Source organism: Bacillus sp. cl95 (genome assembly GCF_900115925.1).
Classification (GTDB): domain Bacteria; phylum Bacillota; class Bacilli; order Bacillales; family Cytobacillaceae; genus Neobacillus_A.
On record NZ_FOYF01000003.1, the window covers coordinates 434,816 to 460,860 of the forward strand.

General features: G+C 39.9%; 26 protein-coding genes. 6 read left to right on the plus strand and 20 right to left on the minus strand.

Going from position 1 to position 26,045, the window contains the following annotated elements:
• The first annotated feature begins 114 nt into the window (after window positions 1–114).
• The gene (locus tag BMZ31_RS11160) at window positions 115–834 is read left to right on the plus strand and encodes a 3-ketoacyl-ACP reductase (RefSeq protein WP_090831815.1); all 720 of its coding nucleotides are present in this window, start codon (window positions 115–117) and stop codon (window positions 832–834) included.
• Between the two features lie 59 nt (window positions 835–893).
• Here BMZ31_RS11160 and BMZ31_RS11165 read toward each other — a convergent pair whose 3' ends face one another.
• The 4 genes from BMZ31_RS11165 to BMZ31_RS11180 form a co-directional block, all read right to left on the minus strand.
• Window positions 894–1,157: a hypothetical protein gene (locus BMZ31_RS11165; RefSeq protein WP_090831816.1), complete on the minus strand. Its 264-nt coding sequence runs from the start codon at window positions 1,155–1,157 to the stop codon at window positions 894–896.
• A gap of 386 nt (window positions 1,158–1,543) precedes the next feature.
• On the minus strand, window positions 1,544–2,137 hold the full coding sequence (locus BMZ31_RS11170) for a YdeI/OmpD-associated family protein (protein WP_090831817.1): 594 nt from the start codon (window positions 2,135–2,137) through the stop codon (window positions 1,544–1,546).
• A gap of 86 nt (window positions 2,138–2,223) precedes the next feature.
• Window positions 2,224–2,661 carry a gluzincin family metallopeptidase gene (locus BMZ31_RS11175; RefSeq protein WP_139205944.1) on the minus strand — a complete coding sequence of 146 codons (438 nt, stop codon included), beginning with the start codon at window positions 2,659–2,661 and terminating at the stop codon, window positions 2,224–2,226.
• A gap of 229 nt (window positions 2,662–2,890) precedes the next feature.
• Window positions 2,891–3,109, minus strand: coding sequence for a hypothetical protein (locus BMZ31_RS11180; RefSeq protein WP_139205945.1), 219 nt, complete (start codon window positions 3,107–3,109; stop codon window positions 2,891–2,893).
• Window positions 3,110–3,289: 180 nt separating this feature from the next.
• Here BMZ31_RS11180 and BMZ31_RS11185 point away from each other — a divergent pair, with 180 nt between their 5' ends.
• Entirely contained in the window at window positions 3,290–3,661 is a 372-nt protein-coding gene (locus BMZ31_RS11185; RefSeq protein ID WP_090831820.1) for a VOC family protein, read from the plus strand.
• A gap of 118 nt (window positions 3,662–3,779) precedes the next feature.
• Here the strand turns inward: BMZ31_RS11185 and BMZ31_RS11190 are convergent, their stop codons facing one another.
• The 14 genes from BMZ31_RS11190 to BMZ31_RS11260 form a co-directional block, all read right to left on the minus strand.
• Window positions 3,780–4,553, minus strand: a complete 774-nt coding sequence (locus tag BMZ31_RS11190) for a cobalamin-binding protein (protein ID WP_090831821.1) — start codon at window positions 4,551–4,553, stop codon at window positions 3,780–3,782.
• A 59-nt stretch (window positions 4,554–4,612) separates the two neighbouring features.
• Window positions 4,613–5,875 (minus strand): ATP-binding protein, encoded by a 1,263-nt coding sequence (locus tag BMZ31_RS11195; protein WP_090831822.1) that lies wholly within the window; start codon window positions 5,873–5,875, stop codon window positions 4,613–4,615.
• Between the two features lie 131 nt (window positions 5,876–6,006).
• Window positions 6,007–7,383, minus strand: a complete 1,377-nt coding sequence (locus BMZ31_RS11200; RefSeq protein WP_090831823.1) for an aspartate aminotransferase family protein — start codon at window positions 7,381–7,383, stop codon at window positions 6,007–6,009.
• Entirely contained in the window at window positions 7,384–8,850 is a 1,467-nt protein-coding gene (locus BMZ31_RS11205; RefSeq protein ID WP_090831824.1) for a CoA-acylating methylmalonate-semialdehyde dehydrogenase, read from the minus strand.
• Window positions 8,851–9,061: 211 nt separating this feature from the next.
• A complete protein-coding gene (locus tag BMZ31_RS11210) occupies window positions 9,062–10,675 on the minus strand; it encodes a PucR family transcriptional regulator (protein WP_090831825.1) in 1,614 nt (537 codons plus the stop codon).
• 101 nt (window positions 10,676–10,776) lie between these two features.
• Window positions 10,777–11,010, minus strand: coding sequence for a hypothetical protein (locus BMZ31_RS11215; RefSeq protein WP_090831826.1), 234 nt, complete (start codon window positions 11,008–11,010; stop codon window positions 10,777–10,779).
• 11 nt (window positions 11,011–11,021) lie between these two features.
• Window positions 11,022–11,240, minus strand: a complete 219-nt coding sequence (locus tag BMZ31_RS11220) for a hypothetical protein (protein WP_090831827.1) — start codon at window positions 11,238–11,240, stop codon at window positions 11,022–11,024.
• A gap of 25 nt (window positions 11,241–11,265) precedes the next feature.
• On the minus strand, window positions 11,266–12,744 hold the full coding sequence (locus BMZ31_RS11225) for an NCS1 family transporter (RefSeq protein ID WP_090831828.1): 1,479 nt from the start codon (window positions 12,742–12,744) through the stop codon (window positions 11,266–11,268).
• 155 nt (window positions 12,745–12,899) lie between these two features.
• On the minus strand, window positions 12,900–14,318 hold the full coding sequence (gene hydA / locus BMZ31_RS11230) for a dihydropyrimidinase (RefSeq protein WP_090831829.1): 1,419 nt from the start codon (window positions 14,316–14,318) through the stop codon (window positions 12,900–12,902).
• A gap of 15 nt (window positions 14,319–14,333) precedes the next feature.
• Complete coding sequence (preA, locus tag BMZ31_RS11235; RefSeq protein ID WP_090831830.1) at window positions 14,334–15,620, minus strand: NAD-dependent dihydropyrimidine dehydrogenase subunit PreA; 1,287 nt, start codon at window positions 15,618–15,620, stop codon at window positions 14,334–14,336.
• A gap of 47 nt (window positions 15,621–15,667) precedes the next feature.
• Window positions 15,668–17,026 (minus strand): NAD(P)-dependent oxidoreductase, encoded by a 1,359-nt coding sequence (locus tag BMZ31_RS11240; protein WP_090832014.1) that lies wholly within the window; start codon window positions 17,024–17,026, stop codon window positions 15,668–15,670.
• Window positions 17,027–17,152: 126 nt separating this feature from the next.
• Window positions 17,153–18,043: a nitrilase-related carbon-nitrogen hydrolase gene (locus tag BMZ31_RS11245; protein WP_090831831.1), complete on the minus strand. Its 891-nt coding sequence runs from the start codon at window positions 18,041–18,043 to the stop codon at window positions 17,153–17,155.
• Window positions 18,044–18,855: 812 nt separating this feature from the next.
• Window positions 18,856–20,289 (minus strand): MocR-like pyridoxine biosynthesis transcription factor PdxR, encoded by a 1,434-nt coding sequence (locus BMZ31_RS11250; RefSeq protein WP_090831832.1) that lies wholly within the window; start codon window positions 20,287–20,289, stop codon window positions 18,856–18,858.
• Between the two features lie 486 nt (window positions 20,290–20,775).
• Entirely contained in the window at window positions 20,776–20,970 is a 195-nt protein-coding gene (locus BMZ31_RS11260) for a hypothetical protein (protein WP_090831834.1), read from the minus strand.
• Window positions 20,971–21,233: 263 nt separating this feature from the next.
• On the opposite strand from BMZ31_RS11260, the gene BMZ31_RS11265 reads away from it, so the two are divergent.
• Entirely contained in the window at window positions 21,234–21,434 is a 201-nt protein-coding gene (locus BMZ31_RS11265; protein ID WP_090831835.1) for a hypothetical protein, read from the plus strand.
• A 58-nt stretch (window positions 21,435–21,492) separates the two neighbouring features.
• Here BMZ31_RS11265 and BMZ31_RS11270 read toward each other — a convergent pair whose 3' ends face one another.
• Complete coding sequence (locus tag BMZ31_RS11270) at window positions 21,493–22,413, minus strand: PhzF family phenazine biosynthesis protein (protein WP_090831836.1); 921 nt, start codon at window positions 22,411–22,413, stop codon at window positions 21,493–21,495.
• A gap of 111 nt (window positions 22,414–22,524) precedes the next feature.
• On the opposite strand from BMZ31_RS11270, the gene BMZ31_RS11275 reads away from it, so the two are divergent.
• From BMZ31_RS11275 to BMZ31_RS11285, 3 genes are all read left to right on the plus strand, one after another.
• A complete protein-coding gene (locus tag BMZ31_RS11275) occupies window positions 22,525–23,397 on the plus strand; it encodes a LysR family transcriptional regulator (protein ID WP_175478081.1) in 873 nt (290 codons plus the stop codon).
• Between the two features lie 435 nt (window positions 23,398–23,832).
• Window positions 23,833–24,159 carry a DUF485 domain-containing protein gene (locus tag BMZ31_RS11280; protein ID WP_090831838.1) on the plus strand — a complete coding sequence of 109 codons (327 nt, stop codon included), beginning with the start codon at window positions 23,833–23,835 and terminating at the stop codon, window positions 24,157–24,159.
• On the plus strand, window positions 24,159–25,700 hold the full coding sequence (locus BMZ31_RS11285; protein WP_090831839.1) for a solute symporter family protein: 1,542 nt from the start codon (window positions 24,159–24,161) through the stop codon (window positions 25,698–25,700). Before BMZ31_RS11280 ends, BMZ31_RS11285 begins: the two co-directional genes overlap by 1 nt.
• A 245-nt stretch (window positions 25,701–25,945) precedes the next feature.
• Here BMZ31_RS11285 and BMZ31_RS21055 read toward each other — a convergent pair whose 3' ends face one another.
• Window positions 25,946–26,029, minus strand: coding sequence for a putative holin-like toxin (locus BMZ31_RS21055; protein WP_368086646.1), 84 nt, complete (start codon window positions 26,027–26,029; stop codon window positions 25,946–25,948).
• Window positions 26,030–26,045 lie beyond the last annotated feature (16 nt).

Sequence of the window (26,045 nt, forward strand, 5' to 3'; positions counted from 1 at the left end):
TATATTATTCCTCGAGTTCTAAATAGGAAAGACCGCAAGCTGTTTCCATGCAAGATTGCGGTCTTTCTGTTAGAATTAACTACTTCAATTTGTAAAAATTTTAGGAGTGATAAAATGATTTCTTTAAATGGAAAAACTGCAATAGTTACTGGCGCAGGAAGAGGCATTGGACGTGCTACTGCTATCGCCTTAGCAAAAGAAGGCGTTCATTTAGGCCTAATCGGCTTAAATATGTCTAATCTAGAAAAGGTAGCTGCTGAACTAGCACAATTTGATGTAAAGGTTTCTGCAGCAACAGCAGATGTGACAGATCTTGAATCCGTTACCCATGCTGTTGAACATATCAAATCAGACTTAGGACCAATTGATATCCTAATCAACAATGCTGGTGTTGCTAAATTTGGTGGGTTCCTTGATCTAACACCAGAAGAATGGGAAAAAATCATCCAAGTCAATTTAATGGGTGTGTATAATGTAACAAGAGCAGTATTACCAGGAATGATCGAAAGAAAATCAGGAGATATCATCAATATCTCTTCATCTGCTGGCCAAAAAGGTGCTCCTGTTACAAGTGCTTACAGTGCTTCTAAATTCGCTGTTTTAGGGCTAACAGAATCACTTATGCTAGAAGTAAGAAAACATAATGTCCGTGTTACTGCTTTAACACCAAGTACGGTCGTTACAGATTTAGCCATTGATACAAATCTTGTTAAAGGCAATGAAGAAAACGTTATGCACCCAGAAGACCTTGCAGAATTAGTCGTGGCTAGTTTAAAATTTAATCCAAGAGTATTCATTAAAACAGCTGGATTATGGTCAACAAATCCATCATAAAACGAAGCAGATCCAGTGGGGTCTGCTTCTTTAGTACGTACAAAATACTCTTATATGTATCAGTGATACAAGGACATTACTTTCTCTAAATCGACAATTAACTGGTTAACTTCATTCTGTGCTAAGCGTACAAGCATTTGATCGTATAAAGTAATAATTTGCCCATCCTCTTCATGCTGATGTTTTTTTAAATAATGATAAATATTAATTAACTGGTCTTCATTAAGGACCGACTCTGTTTCGAAATCCTTAACTTTCTGTAAGGAAAATTCATTGATAGTCGAATCAAATTCACCTGCAATAATGTTCCCTTTCACGAACATCCTCTCACTCCTCAAAGTCAGTATAGGATAGTTTTCCCACATAATATGTTAAATAAATCTTAACTCCTCAAATTTAAAAAATATGAAGGCTTTTCAAATGTTTGATTTATACCTTAGCATCATGAGACATGGGGACGGTTCCTGCGTATCACTCGAGAACCGAAATACCACTTCAATTAGTGAAATTATCGCTACAAAAAGAGCCTTATCCACGAATGGATAAGGCTCCCATATTATGCAAGAACAATCTTCGCCACACACTCAACATGTGTTGAGTGCGAAAACACCAAAGGCCCCTGGTGAGTTTACAAATTCAAAACAGCCCTCGATAGTTAAAACAACAACTTTATAAGAACTTAGCCTTTCCGTCTTTCTCATAGAATATCCTAATCACTTAAACCCTTACCATTGAGAATCTGCTGCACATATTTTTCAATCCTAGACACTCTAGTTTTGGATTGTTTGGCTTGAGAGAAATGAAGGAGGTATGCTCTTTGACGTCCTGGAGTCAATGCTTCAAAAGCAGTTTTTAAGTCAGGCATTTCATCAAATTTATTTTGAAGTTCTTCAGGAATTATGTATTCTGTTGTCTTTTTGAATTCTACTTCCAAACCGGCTTTTTCAACTTCAATGGCTTCATGAATATAGGCCTTTATAATGGGTTCCATATTAATTATTTCTTGGACATTGGTGAACCGAATCTGACGTGCCGCCTGTACATTCTCCGTTTGTTGGATTAGAATTCCATGAGTATCCTTTAACAAGGCACCTTTGTGAAAAAGAAGCGCACAATATTCTTTAAATCCATGTATTAAAACGATGTTTTTGTTCTCAAACATGTAACAAGGATGCATCCACTTAATATCTTCGGTCAACTCACAGTCAAGAACTATATTTCTCAATGCCTCAAATTCTTCTTTCCACTGTTTAGTTTTTCTTAAAAACCCATCAACCTTACGATTCTTTCTACTATCTGTCATCAAGGAACACTCCTATTCAATATTTGAAAGCAATGCCTGTTCCCTATTCCACAAAAACTTTAACGGACTAAGGGACATACACCATCTTATGATCTTTTGAAAATTTCTTTATCAATTAAATCGACTGCCGAAATCTTTTCATAAAAGTAATCTATTTTCATTTTGTCTTCAGTATCTAGTTCTTCATAATTCTCGTCAATAAACAGTAACCACTCTTTTTCTAACTCTTCAGTCGTTTTCCCATAAATTTCTTGGAATTTTTTGTCCAGACTGCTTTGGTTATATACCTTTTCAAATTTTTCTAATCCATAAGTTTCGATTAAATATGTGACAAATGACCCGGCGTGTGTATAACTCATCCATTGGAGACTCAAATCTTTGAACTCCACTATTGGTGTACGAAATAAAGCATCATCACTTTCGACACTGACTAATTTATGTAAAGGAATCGTTTTTTGAGACATGACAAAATTCTTCATGACTTTATGGACAGGATATTCCTGCTTGCCGTATTTGTTTTCCATAAATATTGCGAATCCCTCTTGGGTGATATACCCTTTACTTGAATCAAAGTTATCGCCATACCCTAATAAAGAATGTGTTAATTCATGAACAAGGGGATATTGCCCTTTTCTAATTGAGTACAACTTAATTTCGGACCTGAGCCCCCATGATGGTTGATCTCCCTCCAAAAGAAAGACATTTATTCGTTGGGATGGAACATAGCCCGTATCGATATACTGATGTATATTATTATAGGCGGTTGAGAGTTCCTTTTTTTATGGAGTCTACAGTTGATTTCGGTGCCTTCACAGTATTGAATACCTTAAAAGTGATCCTTCCGTCATCCGTTATTAAAATGTTTTCCTCAGATTTTTTCTTGGGTTCCTCTTTTGTTGGAAGCGATGCTTCATTTGAGCATGCCGTTAATACTAGTAAAGATATTAAAGTAGCTTTTAGTATTGTCTTCATTTTCTCCCACTCTTTATACAACTCACCTAAATTCAGAGCCTGTCCCCCATTACGCACTGCGAGTCATACCCCTTACTCAAGATTGTTTATTTAGTAGAACTCAATTATACTTTTAATATGTAAAGTTTTCCATATTGCTAACAATATCTGAATCTTAATCATTAAAAAGGTGGTAAAAAAATGAAACTTGGCGCATTTTCTGTAAGTTTAAATGTTAAAGACATTGAAATCTCCAAATCTTTTTACGAAAACCTCGGGTTTCAAGTTTTTGGCGGAGATATTACCCAGAATTGGCTTATTATGAAGAATGAAAATTGCATTATTGGACTATTCCAAGGGATGTTTGAACAAAACATCATGACATTTAATCCGGGATGGAATGAAAATGCCGAAAATCTCGAGTCGTTTACAGACATTCGAGAAATTCAAAAACAACTTAAAGAAAAAGGAATCAAAATGCTAACTGAAGCAAATGAATCAAGTGAAGGACCCGCATATTTTACAATAGAAGATCCAGATGGAAATCAGATTCTTGTGGACCAACACAGATAAAATCACATAAAGGCCAGTCCTACATTCCATTAAGACTTCAACGGAATGAGGGACAGGCCATTAGTTATTTGACACATGCGCACTAGGGGACAGGTCCCTTACATTCAAACAATCATTTTTAACTCTTCCCATGAATCAATCCTATCAACTTCTCCAACCCATCCAACAATCTAGGTGAAGGTCTACAGTACAACTCTTCTTCAAGAATCAGTATTCGCTCTTCACTTGGCAAGCCTAACTCCTCAAAACCAGGACGTTTCAAAACAATATTCTCCTGAACCTTTTCCTTCCTGACACCGACCCATGCCAAGCAAATATAATCCGGTTTTCGTTTCACTACGTCTTCCCAATCCGTCTGTACACTTGCCAATTCCACATCAGCAAAAGTATTCTCCGCTCCTGCTGCTTCAGATATATCCGTCAACCAATTGTGTTTGCCTGGAGTAAAGATCGGTTTTGGCCACCATTCCCAATAGAGTTTTGGTCTACTGGGAGACTGCGCACAAAGTTTCTTCAGCTTATTTAAACGCTCACGAAACTCATTCGCAGCCTCAATCCCTCGTTCCTTCTCGCCCACTGCTTCTCCAGTTTTGACTAAGTCATTTTCAATATCCTGAAGTGAGGCAGGATTTAAGACAATATGAGGAATTCCCCGTTCAACTAGGGCATCCACATTTTTCTCCATCCCCGGTACACTAAGGGATGCCAGCACTAAGTCTGGTTTCAGTTCTTCTACAAGGTCCATATTGATGGATAAGTCCGGGCCTAAGTTGGGTAGATGGGCAATGGATTCGGGCCAATCTGAAAAGTCATCTACTCCAACTAGCATATGTGATAACCCTAAGTACTCCATCAATTCGGTGTTACTTGGACATAAAGAAATGACTCTCATTCTTTCACCACTTTCTTTGTGCATACGTTTTCTTAATACAAAAATTGAGATTCATAAACTTACTCTTTAGTAGATTTCTTATCTCGAAGCATGATTACTACTTCAGTCCCCTTACCAAGTTCACTTTTGTAGGTAATCGTTCCGTTCATTTTTTCGATGATTCTTAATGAAACAGAAGTTCCTAAACCGGTTCCTCTGTCTTTTGTTGTGTAAAATAGAGTGCCTATTCGTTCTAGTTGTTCGGGGTCCATCCCCTTGCCGCTATCTGATATCGTAACAACAATTTTTTCTGAAAGTTTCTCCAGCTTAATACTCACTTTACCGTTCGCAGGAGTTGCTTCAATGGCATTCTTTATGAGATTTACAAGTACTTGTTTCAACTGGCTGCGGTCTGTGTGTACATAGACAGCTTCCTCAAGTTCGCATTCCAGTTCAACCCCTTCTTTCGTGGCCATGGCTTGTAAGAGATAATGTACATTTCGAATAGATTCTGAGAGATGAATACGCTCTATTTTATCAAACTGTGGCTTTGCAAAATTCAGATAATCATCGATAATCGATTCAGCTCTGTTTAGTTCGCTCAATACTAACGATATATATTGAAAGTTTGGTTCCTTCTCTTGGTTATGCATGAGTTGTAAGAATCCTTTCACGACTGTGAGTGGATTTCTGATTTCATGGGCAATGGATGCGGCAAGTTCTCCTAACGTGTTTAACTTTTCTGCCTTTTGTATTTCTTTTTTCATATTTTTGCGTTCCACATATATCTCATTCAATACTGATGCGAACCAAACGGATGCAATCTGAATCGCTCCAAACAATAAGACATTCATGATGATTTCGCAGCTATCATCAAAGCTTAAATTCGCTGAAAAAATATAAATGAGTAAAATGAATAGCATCACAAATGAAGGCCATAAAGTAATCAGCACGCTCATCTTAATTCTTTTCTTGCTATCGTATTTCCAAAATTTCCGTGAATAAATAAAAGGGACGATAAATGCCAAGACTCCACTTAAAATACCAAACCAAAGGGCGTCTCCGCCTAGATAAGTTCTTGTCAGAATATAGGAAAGAAATACGATAACACCAGCGATGGGTCCCCCTTGCAATGATCCAAGTATCGAAGGGACATATCTTAAATCCCAAAAGAGACCATAATCGTAAAATGAAAAAATCATGCAGAGAAACAGGGTAATTCCGTGTAAAGCACCTATTACATACGGTGACTCCCCCATTTTCCTATTTTCAAAGAAAACGTTCATAATAAAATTCGGCATTAAAATGATTAGAACATTTAATAATAGTTTTTCAATCAGCATCCTAACATCCCCTTGATGTATCTTCCTCTCTTAAGATACGACAAAGTTCAACCTTATCCCTGCCAAACCTTTGATAATTGCACTCTTAATTACAAATAAAGCCCCTTGCATGGCAAGGAGCTCTCTGTATCTTATTTAATTTGATCAAGCGAATCCACAAGCGTCTTTACGACAAAATCTAAATCTTCTTCCTCAATGTTCAATGGAGGTGAAATCGTTAGGACATTGTTAAAGCCTGCGACGGTGAATCCGTTCTTGCCGATAATCAACCCTTTCTGTTTACAAAAGCCGATTACTTTGTTCACCAGGTCAGTTTCTAAAGGGTCTTTTGTCGTTTTGTCCTTCACCAATTCAAGACCAATTAGCAAGCCTTTCCCGCGAACGTCACCAACAAGCGGATGAGCTTGCAGAAGAATTTTTAAATCGTTTAGAACTTTCTCGCCGAGTTCGGCTGATCGCTCAAACAGTTTCTCGTTTTCCATGATCTCGATATTTTTCAATGCGAGGGCACAGGCGGCAGGATTTCCTCCGAATGTATTGACATGACGGAAGAAATCATAGTCATCACTACCTTTAAATTCCTCATAAATCTCCTTACGAACGGCTGTTGCAGATAAAGGTAAATACGCACTCGTTATTCCTTTAGCCATTGTGATAATATCTGGTTTGACATCTTCGTGCATGTATCCAAAAGCTTTACCAGTACGACCAAATCCGCAGATAACTTCATCAGAAATCAGCAATGCTCCGTGTTTTTCACAAACTTCTTTTGCTGCTTTCATGTATCCTTTCGGAGGAGTTAAGACTCCACCACCCGTAATGATTGGTTCCATAATCATCGCCGCAATGGTCTCGCTTAATTCCCAAGTCATCACACGGTCGATGTCCTTAACGGAACCGATTTCTGAGGGATTGGCTGCACTGCAATCATCACGATAAGTATCAGGAGGGGCAATGTGAATAAATCCAGGTGCAAGGGGTTCATATTTGTATTTCCTTTGCGCTTGGCCAGTCGCTGCTAATGCTCCCATTGAGTTCCCATGATACGCTCTGTATCTGGAAACGATTTTATAGCGGCCATGCTCACCTTTTTGCTGATGATACTGTCTGGCAATTTTGAAGGCGGTTTCGTTTGCTTCAGATCCACTATTGGAGAAAAAGATCACATAGCCTCCGCCAAGCATTTCGTTCAACTTCTCAGCAAGCTTAATGGCTGGGATATGACTTTGCGTTAGTGGAAAATACGCCATTTCCTTCAACTGTTCATAGGCAGCTTGCGCGAGCTCTTCTCTTCCGTAGCCAACATTCACACACCACAATCCTGCCATCGCGTCCAAGTATCGGTTTCCATCAGCATCGGTAATCCAGGACCCTTGCGCTTTTTCGGCAACAAGAGTCGCATCTGGATTGTAAGGCTTCATGGAGTGCCAAACGTATTGTTCATCCTGCTTTTGCAGGTTTTCTGTGCGGCTGATACTAACCAAAGTGTTCTCCTCCCTTGCCACCATTTAGTTTTCGAATCTGGAAGTAATCATTTTTTTACGAGTAAAGAAGTTCACACCATCTTTTCCGTTCACATGAAGGTCTCCATAGAAGGAATCCTTCCACCCTGAGAACGGGAAGAAAGCCATCGTCGCTGGAACGCCAACATTAACTCCAAGCATGCCTGCATCTGCTTCTTCACGGAATGTACGCACTGCTTTGGCGTTATTAGTATAGATTGTTGCACCGTTTCCGTATCTTGATTTTCTGAGGAATTCGAGACCTTCATCCAAGTCTTTCGCACGAAGGATGCTCAACACTGGTGCGAAAATTTCTTCTTTCGCAATTGTCATGTCAGGTTTCACATGATCGAATAATGTTGGACCTAAGAAGTTTCCTTCTGGATTATCATGCATTTCACGACGGCCGTCTCTGATTAAATCGGCACCTTCTAAAATTCCTTTTTCAATATAGCCAAGCACCTTATCGCGGTGTTCTTTACGGATAACAGGTGTCAATAAGACGGTATCATCCATGCCGTTTCCGACTTTCAATTCATCTGCCTTGTCTTTCAGCGCTTTAACGAAAGTTTCGTTTTCCCCTACAATGACGACTGCGCTACACGCCATACAACGTTGACCCGCGCTACCAAAAGTAGAGCTGATGATTTGCTGCACCGCTTTTTCAGGATCTGCATCCGGCATCACAATATGATGGTTTTTTGCGCCAGAAAGAGCTTGAACGCGTTTACCACGAGAAGCAGCTTGCTCATACACGTATTTGGCAACAGGCTGTGAGCCTACGAATGAAATGGCGGCGATATCTTCATTTTCTAACAATGCATTAACGACATCATGCGCACCATGGACGACGTTTAACACACCAGCCGGAGCTCCTGCTTTGAAGAACAATTCTGCCAATCTATTAGCTAAAATCGGCGTGCGTTCAGATGGCTTCAAGACGAATGTGTTTCCACATGCTACCGCAAGAGGGAACATCCAAAGAGGGACCATCATCGGGAAATTGAAAGGTGTGATTCCCCCTACCACTCCAAGTGGATAACGGAACATTTCAGAGTCGATTTCTTCGGCAATTCCTGATAAGGATTCACCCATCATAAGCGTCGGTGCACCTGAAGCAAACTCAACACATTCGATGCCGCGTTGAACTTCGCCGTAGGCTTCTTTGTAAGCCTTACCATTTTCCTGCACGATCAACTTTGCCAATTCTTCATGTTGCTCGGTTAAAAGGTTATGATATTTAAATAGAATTCTAGCTCTTTTCGGGACGGGCACGTTCTTCCAAGTCTTAAATGCCTCTTTTGCTGCCGCAACTGCTTTATTCACATCCTCTTTCGTCGAAATCGGAACCTTCGCCAGAATTTCATTAGTAGCCGGGTTCGGCACCTCAAGTGATTGCGTGCTGCTTGATTCAACCCATTCACCATTCACAAAGTTCTTTAATACGGAGATATCATTCTTAATCACAGTCATTGCAAAATCCTCCTTCTCGATCTTGAGTTTGATAGATTAATACTTTATGAATCATCCAAAGGATGCTACCATACAATTTCAATACAATTTCAATATTCTGGGTACGTACTTCTATTATCCTTTAAGTGAGAATGTCAATCATTAGACAAAGTGTAAAATGATGATGGGTTTTCACACGACATTTATTAACGTTCTAACAAACACCTCATCTTCACTTAGCATTGTACTTTCGGTTTTCAATGGAACTCGATAAATAGTCATCGACGAGAAGCATAAACTCAATGGCTATTCTCTTTTCATGGTCCATGAAATCCTTACCTAATAAACTTTCCAGTTTTTTTAGGCGGTGATAGAGTGTCTGCCTGACGATGAACAGCTTATTGGCTGTTTCTTGTTTAGAACCATTGCACTCCAGGAAAACCTTCAGAGTTTCTAACAGTTTGCCGTTATGTTTGTGATCGTATTGAATCACGGGCTCCAAGTATTCTCCGACAATTTCATGTAAATCAATATGGTGATTCATCATGCTAATCAGACGGTAGAGATGCAAATCTTCATAGAAATGATACGTTTCGTTCTTTGTCATTTTGTCTTGGATGCGGATCGTTTCTTTGGCTGTTTCGTAACTTTTATGTAACTCAGTTATTTTGTGGACGATTTTCCCTACACCAACATATAAGCTGCTTGGCTGTTTTTTGATAAAATCAGATGCTTTGATCGTTTCAATTGCTTTGATGACTCTTTCCTTGTAATTCTTCTTCACCCGCTGATTCAGTAAAATAAAGACAATTTGGTTTCTTTTTTCAACCAAGAAGACTGCAAACCCCTGCTGCTCTAAAATTGAGCGAAAAAGGAGCTTCAAGTAGGTTGCATCTTGATTCATTTTCCCTTTTACATTCGAATATTTACAGATCAGAACGAGTCCCTCATTTATTTTGCTTGTCATATCGTGTTCTGCTAATTTTTCATACAACAGATCGGATCGATATTCGCCTTCTAGCCAGCCATTCAGCCATTCGAATTCTTCAACCCGCTTCTTTTCTTCTACAAATAAATCACGCAGAAGATGCTGGGCCAACGCCGTACTTGTCCGGTCCATGATCATCAATTCATAATCACTGATGTAATAATCGTTTGCCACAATATGTAATTCAGCAAACTCCTGTCCGAATAAATGAATCGGAACATAGGCACATATTTTCTGGTCCTGATTTGTTTGATCTTGGATGATGCCCAGTAGCTTCTTCTGCTGTTGCCGATTGATTTCAGGGTAGTATTCATACTCTTTCCCTTTTAACTTAAAGATGACAGGAATGTTTATCTCGTCTTGGAAAAACTGCAAGATTTCCTGATAACTCTCTGTTCCTAGCAAGCTTTTATTTAGAGTCTGAGAGTAGTTTTCTAAATCTGAAATAAGCTGATATTGCTGGTTGATAAGGACGGAGTGAATATCTTGGGTAATTTCTACAAAAGGTACGACTTTTTCAAAAATGATGATTGGGAATCCATGTTCATTTGCAATCCTGACCACTTCATCGGGGATCTTACTTAAATATGTACCAAGCTCCAAACATAGTCCTGCCGCTTCATTTTTTATCAACTGTCTTAAGACAGAGACAAACAGTCCTTCTGAATCCTTCCAAGCCACACCTGTTGAGAGAATCAATTCGTGTCCGTTTAGAAGTTTTTCGATATTGGTTACCTCAACGACATGCACCCATTTAACGATGCGTTGCATTCCATCTTCCCCTGCTACAATCTTGACCTGATCGAAATGCTTTCTACGTAAAATATCAGAAATCCTTAATTGGAAATGGTCCTTCATAGCACAACTCCCTTTCACGCCTAAGAACAAGATACCCGATGACCTTCTATTGCAGGAAAAGGATTGGCATTCTACCCAATCCTTTTACCGCAACACATTCTTTAATGGTTCACTGTCATATATTCTTGAATTCCCTTTACCATTGCGTGAAAATCTTCTTCACAAATAAAGTCCTGTGGCTCCCAGTTTGCAAGAATCCAGGCGACTAATTCATCTGGAAAATTAAATACTTCTCCACTTGAATCCGATTTTCGAATCATGTAACGGCCGTTATCTTCATCAATCGTCACTACACACGGATAAGCATTGTCCTTGCATCGCAATAAAAATTCCATAGGACCTCCTTCTAAGCTTTTTGTTTTTGTTGCGTAAAGAGAATAGTAGAAAAATATTTACGCGCATTCGCCGTTCCCACTTCGAGAACTTCTTGCGTCTTATCGGCGGGGTTTAAGAAAACGACGGTAGAGCCATTCAAATGTTCTTTCACTTCATGAATCACGTACCCTTTTTGCAGGAGAAAATCAATTTTCTCCCGCTCACTTTGGAATTGTTGATATTCTGACATTTAATCCACCCTTTGCTTAAAAAATTTACGATGTATGGAGATTAACGGATGATGGGTCAGCTGGGATTACGACTTCTGCGGCTTCATCTTCAATGACCCAATCACGTCCAACTGAAATGCCAAGATACTTGTCATCACTAGGATCCTCAATTTCAGCTTGTTTGTATTTTTGGAACCACCAGTATTTCGCTAACACATAATACACAGCTGCCCCGATGAGGAAGCCAACAATGAAAGAGTAGTTAGGAACAAAATACGAAACTCCCCCTCCTATGATCCAAGCGATAAAACCACTTAAGTTTACTCCACCCATATAGCGGTATTGACCGTGATCTTCATATAGTTCTGGTACATTCACTCTTCTTTTACGGATAAGGTAATAGTCTGCAAAGAGAATGCCGACAATTGCAGAGAGAATTCCTCCGACAAATAGCAGGATAGGTATAATGACACCAAACAACTCCCATGGTTGAACGATTGTTCCTACGATACCAGCCGTGGCAACACCCGCCCAGAAAGGAAATCTTGGTCCTCCGACATTTGAGAAAATCGTTGCGGCAGGAACGACGTTAGCTGCTGTATTCGTTGACCATTGTGCAAGGACGATCATGATCAATAACACTGCTAAAATAAATCCACCTGCAGCCTTTTGTAAGGCAATGACCGGATCGTAGTTAAGGACGGCGATATAAGAAACACCGCCAATGATGATCATGAAAGTTTGTGTTAATGGCATTGCCACGAGATTACCAATTAGAGAACCTTTATTGCGTTTAAACCAATTTTTTTCATTTACAGGCGCTTTTATGAAACGGGAGATGGACGGGATGTCAGCACCTAAGGTTGCCCAGAAACCCATGTTACTGAAGATAACAACCAGGAATGCCGAGAAGGCTGCTCCTCCTGTTACGGGATTTTCAACCCATGTCCAAACGTCTCTTCCATTTGCAGCTGCCGTGTCCGATAGTGATAGATACATCCAGATTGAAATTAAAAGGATTACTGGCGCAGCCATATCTGCAAAACGTTCGATCGATTTGATCCCTAGTGCTGTATTAACCAACTGAACAATCGCAAAGATAACAAAACACACGAACCAGTTATCAAAACCAAATAATATATCTAAGATTCCATTGAGTGCTGTCGATCCGAAATACGTGTTTATCCCAAACCACATCGATGCGGCAACACCTCTGGTAATTGAAGGGATGTGCGTTCCGACCGTTCCAAATGGGGCCCTCATATAAACCGGGAAAGAAAGCCCATGTTCGATTCCTATATCGGCGATTAATGAAATAAAGAGTCCAATGGCAAGGCTACCGATTAAGGTTCCTAAAATAACTAATGGCAATGGAAGAGACATAACGCCTGCTCCACCGATAGCAAAGGTCGCTAATACGACGACCATTCCTACCCACATAAATGAATAACCAAGCGTGGTGATTTTACGGTCCTTTTGTTGAATTGGGTATAAATCCGGAGATTTCAAATGGCTTTTTTTCATTAGTACACTCCCTCGTTTCAATTTTCACAACAGAGCCTAATTACATTTTGTTTTAGCCAAGCGGATTTGATATGTGACGATATGGAGTATGAAGGGGGCAACTGCCCGAGGAACAGGCAATTGCCGGAGATAATGTTAGGAAACGTCTATGTTCGTTAGATGGAAAGGGTCTCGCTTTGTTTTACTTCAGAGCTTTCATTGTATTTTTTGCGCTTTAAGTATTTACCGGCTCCTGCTTTGCCGACAAATTGCTTATTGCGTACAACAAATTCACCTCTTGAGAGAACGCTCACTGGTTCACCCTGTACTTTCATGCCCTCGAAGGCGTTATAGTCAACGGCCATGTGATGGGTTTCAGCACTTAGTTCTCTTTCAATATTTGGATCAAAGATGACGATGTCAGCGTCAGACCCAACAGCAATCGTGCCTTTTTGCGGGAATAAACCAAACAGTTTGGCACTGCGAGTTGATATAATATCAACGAATTGGTTGAGACTGATTCTTCCTTTTTTTACGCCTTCAGAATACATGATGGAGAAACGATCCTCGATAATCGGCCCGCCATTTGGTATCTTTGTGAAATCACCCCTTCCAAGTTCTTTCTGACCTTTGAAATCAAATGAACATTGGTCAGATCCAATTGTTTGCAGTGCGCCGCTTTTTAAAGCATTCCACAATAATTCCTGATGCTTTTTCTCACGGAGAGGAGGAGACCAAACATACTTGGCACCTTCAAAATCAGGTTTCTCCAATGCTGTTTGATCAAGCACCAAATATTGCGGACACGTTTCACCCCATACGTCAAACCCTTTCAAACGGGCTTCCGCGATTCGTTCAACGGCATCCCCACATGAAACGTGAACCACATACAGTTGTGAGTTTGCCAAACCAGCCAACTGAGAGGCACGACCTGTAGCTTCCCCTTCAACTTCAGGCGGTCTTGTTAGGGCATGATAAATCGGATCTGTCTTACCTTCTGCCAAAGCTCTTTTTGTTAAAAAGTCGATGACATCACCGTTTTCAGCATGCACCATAACCAATCCACCATGTTCTTTTGCCGCTAAAAGCGTGCGGAACAATGTTTCATCATCAGCCTGCAGTACGTTTTTATAGGCCATGAAAACCTTGAATGATGTAATTCCGTCTTCATTGATGACCTTTGGCAGTTCATTTAGCACTTTGTCATTGATTTCACCAATCATCAAATGAAATCCGTAATCAATGACCGCTTTGTCCTTTGACTTTTCGTGCCATGTTTTAATCGATTCAGACAACGGCACCCCTTTGCTTGTTAAACAGAAATCAATTATGGTTGTTGTGCCTCCGAAAGCGGCCGCCATCGTTCCTGTTTCAAAATCGTCCTTCGTAATCGTGCCACCGAAAGGCATATCTAAATGGGTGTGTGGGTCAATTCCACCTGGGAAGACATAGCATCCCTTTGCATCGACCACTTCAGCCCCTGTTGCTGAGAGGTTTAGACCAATCGCAGCAATTTTGCCGTCCTCTATGAGTACGTCAGCTGAAAAAGTATCAGAAGCGGTAACAATCGTTCCATTTTTAATCAGTTTCTTCATAAGAAAACTCCTTCCTTACTTAACTGCATTTGTTTTGCATTCAACTGCCGCATTCAATACGTTCTGCCTTTCGTTCCAAGTCATCGATGGCAATCCGCTTGGTACTTCGATCATGTCGATTGCCCCATCCACTGGGCAGACAATCGAACATAGATTACAGCCTACACAATCTTCTTCTCTTACCTTAAGAAATGCCTTGCCATTTTGGTCTGTATGTCTCTCAATACATTGATGAGACGTGTCCTCACATGCGATGTGGCACTTATTGCAGTTAATACATGTCTCTGTATTGATTTTTGCCACGACTTGATAATTGAGGTCCAAGTTGCCCCAATCTGAAAATCGATTAACAGATTTGCCAACGAGTTCAGATACAGACGCAAGTCCTTTTTCATCCAAATAATTGTTCAAGCCGTCAATCATGTCCTCGACAATGCGGAAACCATGATGCATGGCCGCTGTACAAATCTGCACACCAGTTGCACCCATCAGCATAAATTCAACAGCGTTCTGCCAGTTGGAAATGCCGCCGATTCCAGAAATCGGAACGTTGATTCTTGGACTTCTCGCACATTCCGCAACCATATTTAGAGCAATTGGTTTAACTGCAGGTCCGCAATAACCGCCATGTGCGCCTTTTCCTCCGACATGTGGAACGGTATTCCACGTATCGAGGTCTACCTCAGCCAAACTGTTGATCGTATTGATCATCGAAATGGCATCGGCTCCTCCTTTTACTGCCGCTTCCGCTGTTACGGTAATATCGGTAATATTCGGCGTTAATTTTACAATGACAGGTGTTTTGGCCATTTCTTTTGCCCAATACGTTTGCTTTTCAACAAGCTCTGGAACTTGACCTGAAGCCGATCCCATTCCGCGCTCGGCCATTCCGTGCGGGCATCCGAAGTTGAGCTCCAAACCATCTACACCAACATCTTCGACACGCTTGACGATTTCATGCCATTTCTCCTGTTTGGGCTCGACCATCAAGGACGCAATAATCGCATGATTCGGGAAGCGCTTTTTCGTTTCATAAATCTCTTTTAAATTCACCTCAAGAGGTCTGTCGGTGATCAATTCGATATTGTTGAATCCCGCTACTTTTTGACCATTGAAACTGACGGCCGCAAAACGGGATGAAACATTAATAATCGGATCTCCAAGCGTCTTCCAAACGGCACCGCCCCAGCCTGCTTCAAAGGCGCGTTGGACTTGGTAGCCGGAATTCGTCGGTGGTGCCGATGCAAGCCAAAACGGATTAGGCGACTTGATTCCCGCAAGATTAATCCTTAAATCAGCCATTTCTTTTCTCCCCCTCACTCTAAATTCTCAGGAGCATCCCCCCTCGATTAAACCGACCCAACCGGTACGTTTTGCAAATGGATGGCATATGCTGCATCTTTTCCTTGCTGAGCTGCCGTGACAACCATCGCTTCACCTTTTCCTTTGCCAAAAATAATATCGCCGCACGCGAAGATTTTGGGGTTGGACGTTTGCAGGGTTTCTCTATTTACTTGAACCACTCCGCCCTCTTCTTCCAGATCAAAGGCTTTGATCAACTCTAGATGTCTGTTTTGTCCGATCGCTTTAATGACCGCATCAACAGGAAGGACAAATTCCGAGCCTTCAACCGCGACAGGTCTTCTGCGACCGTCAGAATCAGGTTCTCCTAATGCCATTTGATAGCATTCGATTCCGGTTACCTTGCCATTTTCATCTCCAATGATTCTTTTCGGTGCTGTCAGCCAACGGAATTCCACGCCATCTTGCTTGGCAAATTCATACTCAAAATCATAAGCAGTCATTTCTTGTTCTGTTCTACGATAGAGGATTTTGACATTCTGCGCACCAAGACGGACAGAACATGTTGCTCCGTCAATCGCTGTATTTCCCGCGCCGATGACGACAACTTTTTTGCCGATGAAATCTTTCGAAAGTTCTCTTCCCTTGGTCGCTTTCACGAACTCGATCGCATCGTGGACTCCATCGAGCTCTTCACCTTCGATACCCAAGTTTGGTACTTCTGCCATCCCAGCCGCCAAAATAATATAGTCGAAATTTTCCGTTAATTCTTTCGCTGAAGTGTCCTTTCCGACACGTGTATTCGTTACAATTTTCACGTCTAATTTTTTCACTTGATCCACTTCCCAAAAAGAAACGGATTGTGGCAGACGGAAGGAAACAATTCCATACGTGTTCAAACCGCCTGCTTTTTCACTCGCTTCATAGATGGTCACGTCATAGCCTAATCGAGCAAGTTCTCTTGCAGCGGAAAGACCAGCAGGACCGGCACCAATTACAGCTACCGACTTCCCAATTTTGACTCCTGCTTCAAACAATGTTTGATCATTACGGATAGCCCAATCCGTGCTATATCTTTGTAGCTTCCCAATCATGATTGGATGAGTGGAATCATTAAGGACACATGCCCCTTCGCACAATTCTTCTGTCGGGCACACCCTTGAACAACTTGCCCCAACAGGGTTGGAAAGCATGATCGTTTTGGCTGATCCTTTTAAGTTTCCAGAAGCGATTTTTTTAATAAAAGAAGGAATGTCTATGCTTGTTGGGCAAGCCGTGATGCACGGAGCATCATAGCAATATAGACAGCGATTCGCTTCTTCCATTGCTTCACGGTTCGTAAGACCTGGGTCTACTTCTTGGAAATTCTGTTCAAGTACACTACAAGAAATCCTCTGTGTTTTCAAGTTAGCCAAAGAATTACCCCCTTTAATAAAAGCGTCTGCGCCTGTCGAGCACTTTTGCTAGATAGTATTCTTCTAACCACTAAATAGAAAGGGGCAATCATTGGCCCCCTTCTACTAATCAATATCTTATGGCAATAGTGCTGTCATTTCAGTGTACGTTTCAGGTCTGCGATCACGGTAGAATTGCCATGTATCGCGGACTTCGCGAATTAGTTTCTTGTTCATTTCACCAATGATGATTTCCGTCTGATCACGGCTCGCCATTGAAACAAAGTTGCCTCGTGGGTCAACCAAGTAAGACTGGCCGTAGAACTCGCCCATATTCCAAGGACCTTCCGTACCTACTCTGTTAATCGCCCCTAGGTAATAGCCATTCGCAACCGCGTGAGCAGGCTGTTCAAGCTTCCATAGATATTCGCTTAATCCCGCAACTGTCGCTGAAGGATTGAAGACAATTTCAGCACCCTTCAAACCTAGTAATCTCGCACCTTCAGGGAAATGGCGGTCGTAACAAATGTAGACGCCCACTTTAGCATAGGCCGTATCGAATACCGGATATCCTAGATTTCCAGGCTTGAAATAGAACTTCTCCCAGAAACCGCAGCCTTGATTCCCTACCCCAACATGTGGAATATGCTGTTTACGGTATTTCCCTAAATATTTTCCATCCGCATCAATCACTGCGGCTGTGTTGTAATAAGTAGCAATTCCCTCGCGCTCATAAATCGGAAGCACGATAACGACTTCTAATTCTTTTGCGAGTTCCTGAAACAATTTCGTTGTTGGGCCGTTTGGGATTTCTTCCGCTGAGTCATACCATTTCGTACTTTGCTCAGCACAGAAATATGGGCCGTAGAAGATTTCTTGTAAGCAAATGATTTGTGCGCCTTGTCTAGCTGCATCTCTTACTAAATCAAGATGCTTTTCAATCGCCTTTTCTTTATGAACCTGTACGGGTTCATTCCCGTCTACATCATGGGAAGCCTGGATCAAACCAATTTTAATGTTGTCTGACATTCTTTTACCCCCTAAATGAATATGTAGATTTACAAACTAACAAGAAAGCGCTTACAGATAACAACCTCAAACCATTTTATTTACAGAAAATTCTGCATCTTAACCTCATTTTACAGACTGTCATGTGTTAAATCACTACACACTGTGTAAAATGATGCAAGCCCAACACTAACCACTATGTAACATCCATTTGTTGTATTCATGAATCTATCATAATCACTCGAAAAAATTTGTAATAAATTAGCGAATACCATTTTTCTTTTTCTTTCAGATTTTGCGGACAGGTTGGCGGGGACAATCTTGATTTCATGCGGAAAATTGGAAGGAGGTGTCACTTTCCTCTTCTTTTTAGAATCCTATTATTGATCAATTCTCGTATTTTATTGTCGAACTTTGCACACTTTAGAAGAAAGATTTAGGTTAGCTACTTTGCTTTGCTATTTACACTTTTTCGACCTAATACATTGAGGTATTCAAAATATATAAAAAAATGAAAAAGACCTATCAATTTTTGATTGGCCTTTTTCATTATGGTTCTGGTATGCGTTAAAGTTGTAATTTAGCCAATGAAACTCGGATACTTCCCATGTATAATCCATTTAGGACTACAATATAAGATTACTGAAAATCTAATGATTTTTGATATTAAAGAAGAACCTTGTCTAGATCTTGGCTTAACCGACTGGTTTAGGGATTGGTAAACCTTCGAGCATTACCAGTTTTAATAAGTTCTGCCCGATAGTACGCAATTTTTAGTAAACGGCTTCCTTTTTGTTCATTAACTAAACCTCTTTTTTTGAAATTGAACTTTATTAACCAATCGAATGTAATGCTTCCGAAAACCTCTTTATTCCCTCATGGATATTTTCTTCATTTTCTCTTGCAAAGGTAAATCGTACATATCCCTTTTTAGAGCCCATAGTTGATCCGGGAACATAAATGACTCCTCTTTTAATGGATTCCTCCAACAATTTTGCTTCATAATGTTCCTTTTTGAGCTTGCACCACAAATGTATACCACCTTGTGGAACATTAAAATTTACTTCAGTCTTTAGAAAAGTATCTAGACTTGTTACAATTTGATTCCTTCTACTTTCTAGCTGTTTTACTAAGTTGTTAATATGATCATCAAATAAGTCGGAATCTAAGAAATCATTTGCAATCCATTGGTTAAAACTAGCGTGTCCAAAGTCAACCTGTTGTTTCGCATCCGATAATCTCTCAATTACCGGTATAGGAGCAATGATCCACCCAATTCGCAAACCGGAAGCAACGATTTTCGACAGAGAACTAATATATAAGACATTCCCGTGATACTCGGTAGACTTTAACGGAATAGCTCTTTCCCCAGTGAAAGATGTTAAACTGTAAGGATCATCTTCAACTACTGGAATACCATGCTCAGATGAGATCTCCAATATTTTTTTTCGACGATCCTTATTGAGGTATGCCCCAGTTGGGTTTTGAAAAGCAGGGTTTAAAAATATCATCTTTATTCGATGTCTCTTGTGCAAAGAAAGCAGATCATCTGGGTTTATTCCCTCTTTATCAGCTGGTAGGAAAAAAGGTCTTAATCCTGCAGATTTAAATACAGTGAGACCATAATGGTATGAGGGATCCTCTAACGCAATGGCATCCCCAGGCTTCAAGAGACATTGGACCACAAGGTGTAAAGCTTGTTGGGCTCCAGATGTAATGAGGATAGAGGCAGGGCTTGTCTCAATTCCTCGATATTTTTTAACATGTTCTGTAATCGTTTTTCTTAAAATTTCATTTCCTTGAGGATGGTCATAGCCAAGACTTCCTGCAAAGGTTCTTGTTGATGAAATTTCACGAAAAAATTTTGTAGGAAAAAGATCCTCAGATAATTCACCGCTGGCTAAGTTAATAATATTAGGAGCAACCATTTCTTTGCGAATTCTTTGCATGACGGGCAAATTGGGCAAGAAGGAACCTGCTTCTACATAACGGTTCCAACTTGGAATTCGAGTTTTTGTTATTCCCCAAATATCTTTGCATATGTTTGTTCCGCTTCCTCTTTTTCTTTCAATAAGTCCATTTGATACAAGTACATCATAAGCAGCCACTACTGTGCTTCTGTTTATATTGAGCTGATTTGCTAATTGCCGTTCAGGTGGTAAAGGTTTATCTGTTGGAAAGGTTCCATCGGTTATCCCATTTTCAATATGATCAGCAAGTTGCTTATATATTGCTTTTTTTGCTTTTCTATCCGGTTTCCAATCCATAGAATCCCTCCTTACCCATTAATGTTCTGAGTCATTCATTCCCGTTGCAATTAAGCGGAACATTGTTCCAGCTCATTATAAAGAATACCCATGTTATTTAGTAAACCTATCATCAAATTATAAAAGATAGGAATCGTTCTGCATAAATTAAAAATTTAGGCTATTTAAAGTACATTGTTGATTTTCACTTTGTTGATTGAAGCGGAAGGCGCTTGACTCCTCGAAATTCCTCAAGGATGCTACCGCATCATTTCGTGCGATTTAAATTCAAGGATGCTTTCCTTGTGCTATCGCATTTTCTTCGTGCGTGGGTTCTTTCGAGGAAGATCATCAATGTCCTGGGGGATTTGCGTTACAGGCGAGACCCCGCAGGAGCGTTAGCGACGAGGATGCTCGGCGAACGCCCCCAAGACGAATTTAATTATTCGTACCGGAAAGGAAGCGGCTGGAGCGAAAATCAACAGGCAAGTTCAACAGAGCCAAAATTTAAGTAAACCATCTAATGTATACCCCTACAGCAATTAACGAAAATAGGATAACGATAATATAAATCAATGTTAAGTTGGTTGTATTTCGCTTTGTAGCTTGACTATAACCTTCGTCCCCTTTACCGGATAGTAAAAGAGTAAAAATAAGTGAACTAATTAAAATAATAACAACTAAAAATATCCCCAGTTCCATGCTTGCACCCCTGTGATTAATTCTATTGATTTATCATTTCTTAAACTTCATAAGTATAAATCAATAACCGGAGTTGTTAACCAGCCAATTGTACGAATAATTCACCATCCAATTTCAAATTATTAAATTACATTTCCTCAAAACTAAACCATAGTAAAAAACTAAGGGGATTTATAGAACTCATTTGAGTTCTTATTTAGTCTTATAAAAAAAGTATAAAATGAGGGGATCTACATAACCTATTTTTGCTAGGAGGTGACGTTATGACAAATCAACAAGACAATCAAGTTTCTGAAGGAATTAAAGAAACGGCCGGAGCTGCTTTTCATGCTGTTCATAGTGCATTAGAAACAACTGAAAATGCAGCAATGACTGCGGTGGATGCAACTGCTAAGGCCGTGAAGAATGCAACAGAAAATGTTAAAGACACGTTTACAGATAACTCAAACCGTAATCAGCGATAAAAAACGCCATGAATTGGCGTTTTTTTTTGAAAAATGTTAATCGAGGATTCATTGGTAATTAATATAAATGAAGTTGCCCAGACCCGATGATGACACAATTCCCGCTAATTTTCACTTCTTTATACTCGCTTCCCTTTTTTCTAATCAGTATATCTATAAAACTTGGTCTTCCCATTTCCATTCCTTGTTCACTTCTAATAAAATATGTCCCCGTTTCAGTTGGTGGAATAACACCATGTTCCACTAAATATGCTCCTAATGGGCCACTTGCCGCTCCTGTTGCAGGATCTTCTGAAATACCCATGGCAGGTGCAAACATCCTACTGTGAACGGTTGATTGTTCTATTTCCGTTTCTGTGGTAAATGTGAAAATATGATTCGTTTGGGGATTATCACTAAAAAACTTCTCCCACACATCTGTTCTAAAGTTAATTTTTTTCATCGCTTGTAGCGTACGAACAGGAATAAATAAGAATGGTACGCCGGTGGATACAGTTTGGATGGGGAAATTGGTATCTATATCTTCAATGGTAAGGGAAAGTAATTCTGCAATGTTTCCAATTCCATGAAAGGTTTCACCAAAAACAGGATTAGGGTGATTCATTTCTACTTCTGTAATTTCGGATTGATTTTTATGAACCGTTACTTGAACATCCCCTACTCCCTCTTCAAAGGTCCAATCATTTTGTCCTAACTTCATTTCTATAGACCCTTTTTTAGCTAAAGAAAAAGCTGCTCCTATTGTTGGGTGTCCAGCCATCGGCAATTCTACCTGCGGGGTAAATATTCTTAAATTTTTTGTTTTACTCGGATCCATTGCCGGTCGGATAAATACTGTTTCTGAAAGGTTTAATTCTTTTGCAATCATTTGCATTTCTTCTGTTGTTAATGTTGAATCTTCTTCAAAAACCGCTAATTGATTTCCACCAAAAGGTATAGTCGTGAATACATCCAACAATGAATAATTTAATGTTTTCATGATTTTAACTCCTCCTTTTCTTAATTTAATGATATGCAGGTTCTTAACATTAATCAAATGAATGTTTATAATGATAAATATGAAAAATATTAATACGAAGGATAGATGCGTATGACATTACTTCAGTACAAGGTTTTCGAGACCATCGTTGATACTGGTAGCTTTACGAAAGCTGGAGATAAACTTGGTATGACTCAATCTGCAATCAGTCATGCTATTAAAGGCTTAGAGGTAGAACTTAGTTTAAATTTATTGAATAGGGGCCGTTCTGGAATTTCGTTGACTTCTGAAGGTGAGAGAATCATTCACTATGTAAGAGAAATACTCAATCTATCCGAACTGTTGAATCAAGAGGCGGGAAATTTAAATGGTTTAAAGGTTGGCTCTATTCGAATAGGTACTTTTCCAAGTGTATCTGCACACTTGTTACCTGCCATCATAGAAAAATTCCAAACTAATTATCCTGCCATTCAGGTTGAGTTTCATGAAGGTGGCTACAATGAACTTATGCAAATGTTATCATCAGGAGTGATTGATGTTAGTTTTTCAACTTCAGAAACTAGCGGGAATCTTGACTTTATACCCTTGCTCGATGATCATCTTAAAATCATTTTGCCAGAGAATCATCCATTGAAAAATTACAAAGTGTTGAGTATTCATAACATAGCAGATGAGCCTTTTATTATGCCCAAAGCCGGTTGTGATGAATTGATTAAAGAACTTTTCAAAAAAAATAAACTACAACCAAAAGTTTATTGGGAAATTGGTGATAATCAAACAATCATTAATATGGTCAAAAGAAATCTGGGAATAAGTATAGTACCTGAATTGATTCTATCGATCGAAAAGGAACTTAACATCATTTCATTAGAGGAAAACACATTCAGAACAATAGGATTGTCTGTTCCCTCTCTTGAAAGAAAATCTCCTGCTGTAGAAGCTTTTATTAATTTGGCAAAAGCTATGATTCAAAAAGACAAATAGAAAAAGTCTCAAAATTAGTATACTTTGACTTTATTTTGTACTATAAATTAATAGTTTTAGTAACGCTTGTCCCTGCATTTGAATACGATATATAACGTGAGGAAGCACCTTGCGTACTTGGACTGACTATTTTTAGTGAGTCTCTTTTTTTTGGCTGAACCAATATTCCTCTTAAAAGTTTGAAAAAAAAATTCAGTTTCTCTTAATTTGTTCATTTCATCCTGCTAAATTGTTAATGAAATAAAGATTTACCTTTTATTTGAAATTTTAGACTTGCAAAATAAACTGTTGCTTTACTATAATGAATGACAAGTTTAAATATTTAGAAAAATCTGTATTTAAGGTGGTGGTCTTTGATCGTATAACAATTCTTTGTCTCCCTTTTTCACCTGTCTATGGATAAAAAAATGCTTTTTATGTAGAGGAGGAACAAGTATGCCAGCTCTAAAACATAAGCGGAAAACTGAAAGCGATTACAGCACAATCGTGCAATCGGCATCTTTTCAAGCGCTGTTATCCGAAAAAAAGAAATTCATTATTCCTATAACGTTATTCTTTTTCAGCTTCTATTTTGCCCTACCGATTTTGACATCTTACACAACCGTTCTTAATCATAAGTTCGTTGGTGATATTACTTGGGCGTGGGTATTTGCCTTCATGCAATTTGTCATGACGTGGGCTTTGTGCATGCTTTACTCGAAAAGGGCTGTCAAATTCGATGAGTTGGCTGAAAGAGTTGTACAGGAAAGGGGGAATCGCTAGTGAATACGGCTGCATTTTCTATGTTTCTAGGGATTGTTTTTGTTACTTTGATCATTACCTATTACGCTTCGAAAAGAACGAAAAACGCGAGTGAATTTTATACAGCAGGTGGAGGTCTGACGGGGTGGCAAAATGGTCTTGCCATCGCTGGAGATTACATGTCCGCCGCTTCATTCCTTGGAATAGCAGGCGCTGTGGCACTCACTGGTTTTGACGGTTTCTTTTATAGCATCGGCTTCTTGGTTGCTTACCTAGTTGTTCTTTACTTGGTTGCAGAACCGTTACGAAACCTTGGCAAGTATACATTCGCAGACATGATTGCCTCGCGATTCGATGCAAAGAAAGTACGTGGATTTGCCGCCATGAACACAATGGCTATTTCTATTTTCTATATGATTGCCCAATTAGTTGGAGCAGGTGCACTTATAAAATTATTATTAGGCTTGGAGTATTCAACATCTGTATTGATTGTTGGAGTTCTTATGACGGTCTATGTCATTTTTGGTGGCATGCATGCAACGAGCTGGGTTCAAATTGTAAAAGCTGTCCTGTTAATGGGCGGAACATTCTTAATCTCCCTCATCGTTTTTGCTAAGTTCAACTTCAGCATTACCGATATGTTTGCACAAATGAAGACTGCCACTCCTCTTGGAGAAAGCTTCCTTAACCCTGGTGTGAAATATAAAATCGGTCTTGATACGATAAGCTTAAATATGGGTCTAGTATTAGGAACTGCAGGTCTTCCACACATTCTTGTCCGCTTCTTTACGGTAAAAAACGCTAAGGATGCTCGTTCTTCGGTCGTATATGCAACTTGGATCATTGGTTTATTCTATGTCATGACCATTTTCCTCGGATTCGGAGCAGCCGCCTTTGTTGGAACGGACAAGATCGTGGCAGCAAACGCAGCGGGTAATATGGCTGCACCACTATTGGCTCAAGCTCTTGGCGGCAATATGCTATTCGCATTCATTTCTGCCGTTGCGTTCGCAACCATACTTGCTGTAGTGGCAGGACTTGTATTAACTGCTGCTTCTGCTTTTGCACATGATTTCTACAATGAAATCCTTAAAAAGGGCAAAGCGACAGAGAAGCAACAAGTGGCAATGGCTCGTTATGCGGCGGTTGGCGTATCAATTGTATCTATCATTCTCGCTTTAGGTGCTCAAACACTGAATGTAGCATTCCTTGTATCTCTTGCTTTTGCGGTTGCCGCAAGTGCAAACTTACCAGTGATCATCTACACGATTTACTGGAAAAAGTTCAACACGACTGGTGCCATTTGGGCAATGATTGTTGGTCTAGTTTCAGCTGTAGGTTTGGTTCTCATCAGTCCGAGTGTAATGAGTCCTGAAGTTGGAAAAGCAATTTTTGTAGGAAATCCAATTTTCCCTTATACAACACCAGGCATTGTGTCCATTCCACTAGGATTCTTAGCTGGATATGTAGGTACGCTACTTTCCAAAGAGAAAGCGGATCTTAAGAAGTATGACGAAGTCCTTGTTAAATCCAATACTGGGATTGGCATTAATCAGGCTTAAAAAACTCAGTTTGGCATTAATAGCACTTGAAAACAAGAGTTAATGAATCGTTTAGTCTTCTTTTTCAGCAAATTGGAGTCGACTATGTTTTCTTTTGCAAGAATGTTATGTATAATAGAACCATAAAGATGCATACATTAAAAAGACCGAACAGTTCGTTCGGTCCTGCAATAGACGGTTCCCGCAGGGGGATCGGCGAATAGAGGAAATGACCCACTACTTATGCTTGCCGGCTCAAGGGTGGGTTATTTTTTTTGGTGAAAAGACAGGACCGCAACGATTAAGCTCGCAAATGAAAATGCTAACATCAATGCTTGAAAAACTGTCATTAGGCATCACCCCCTT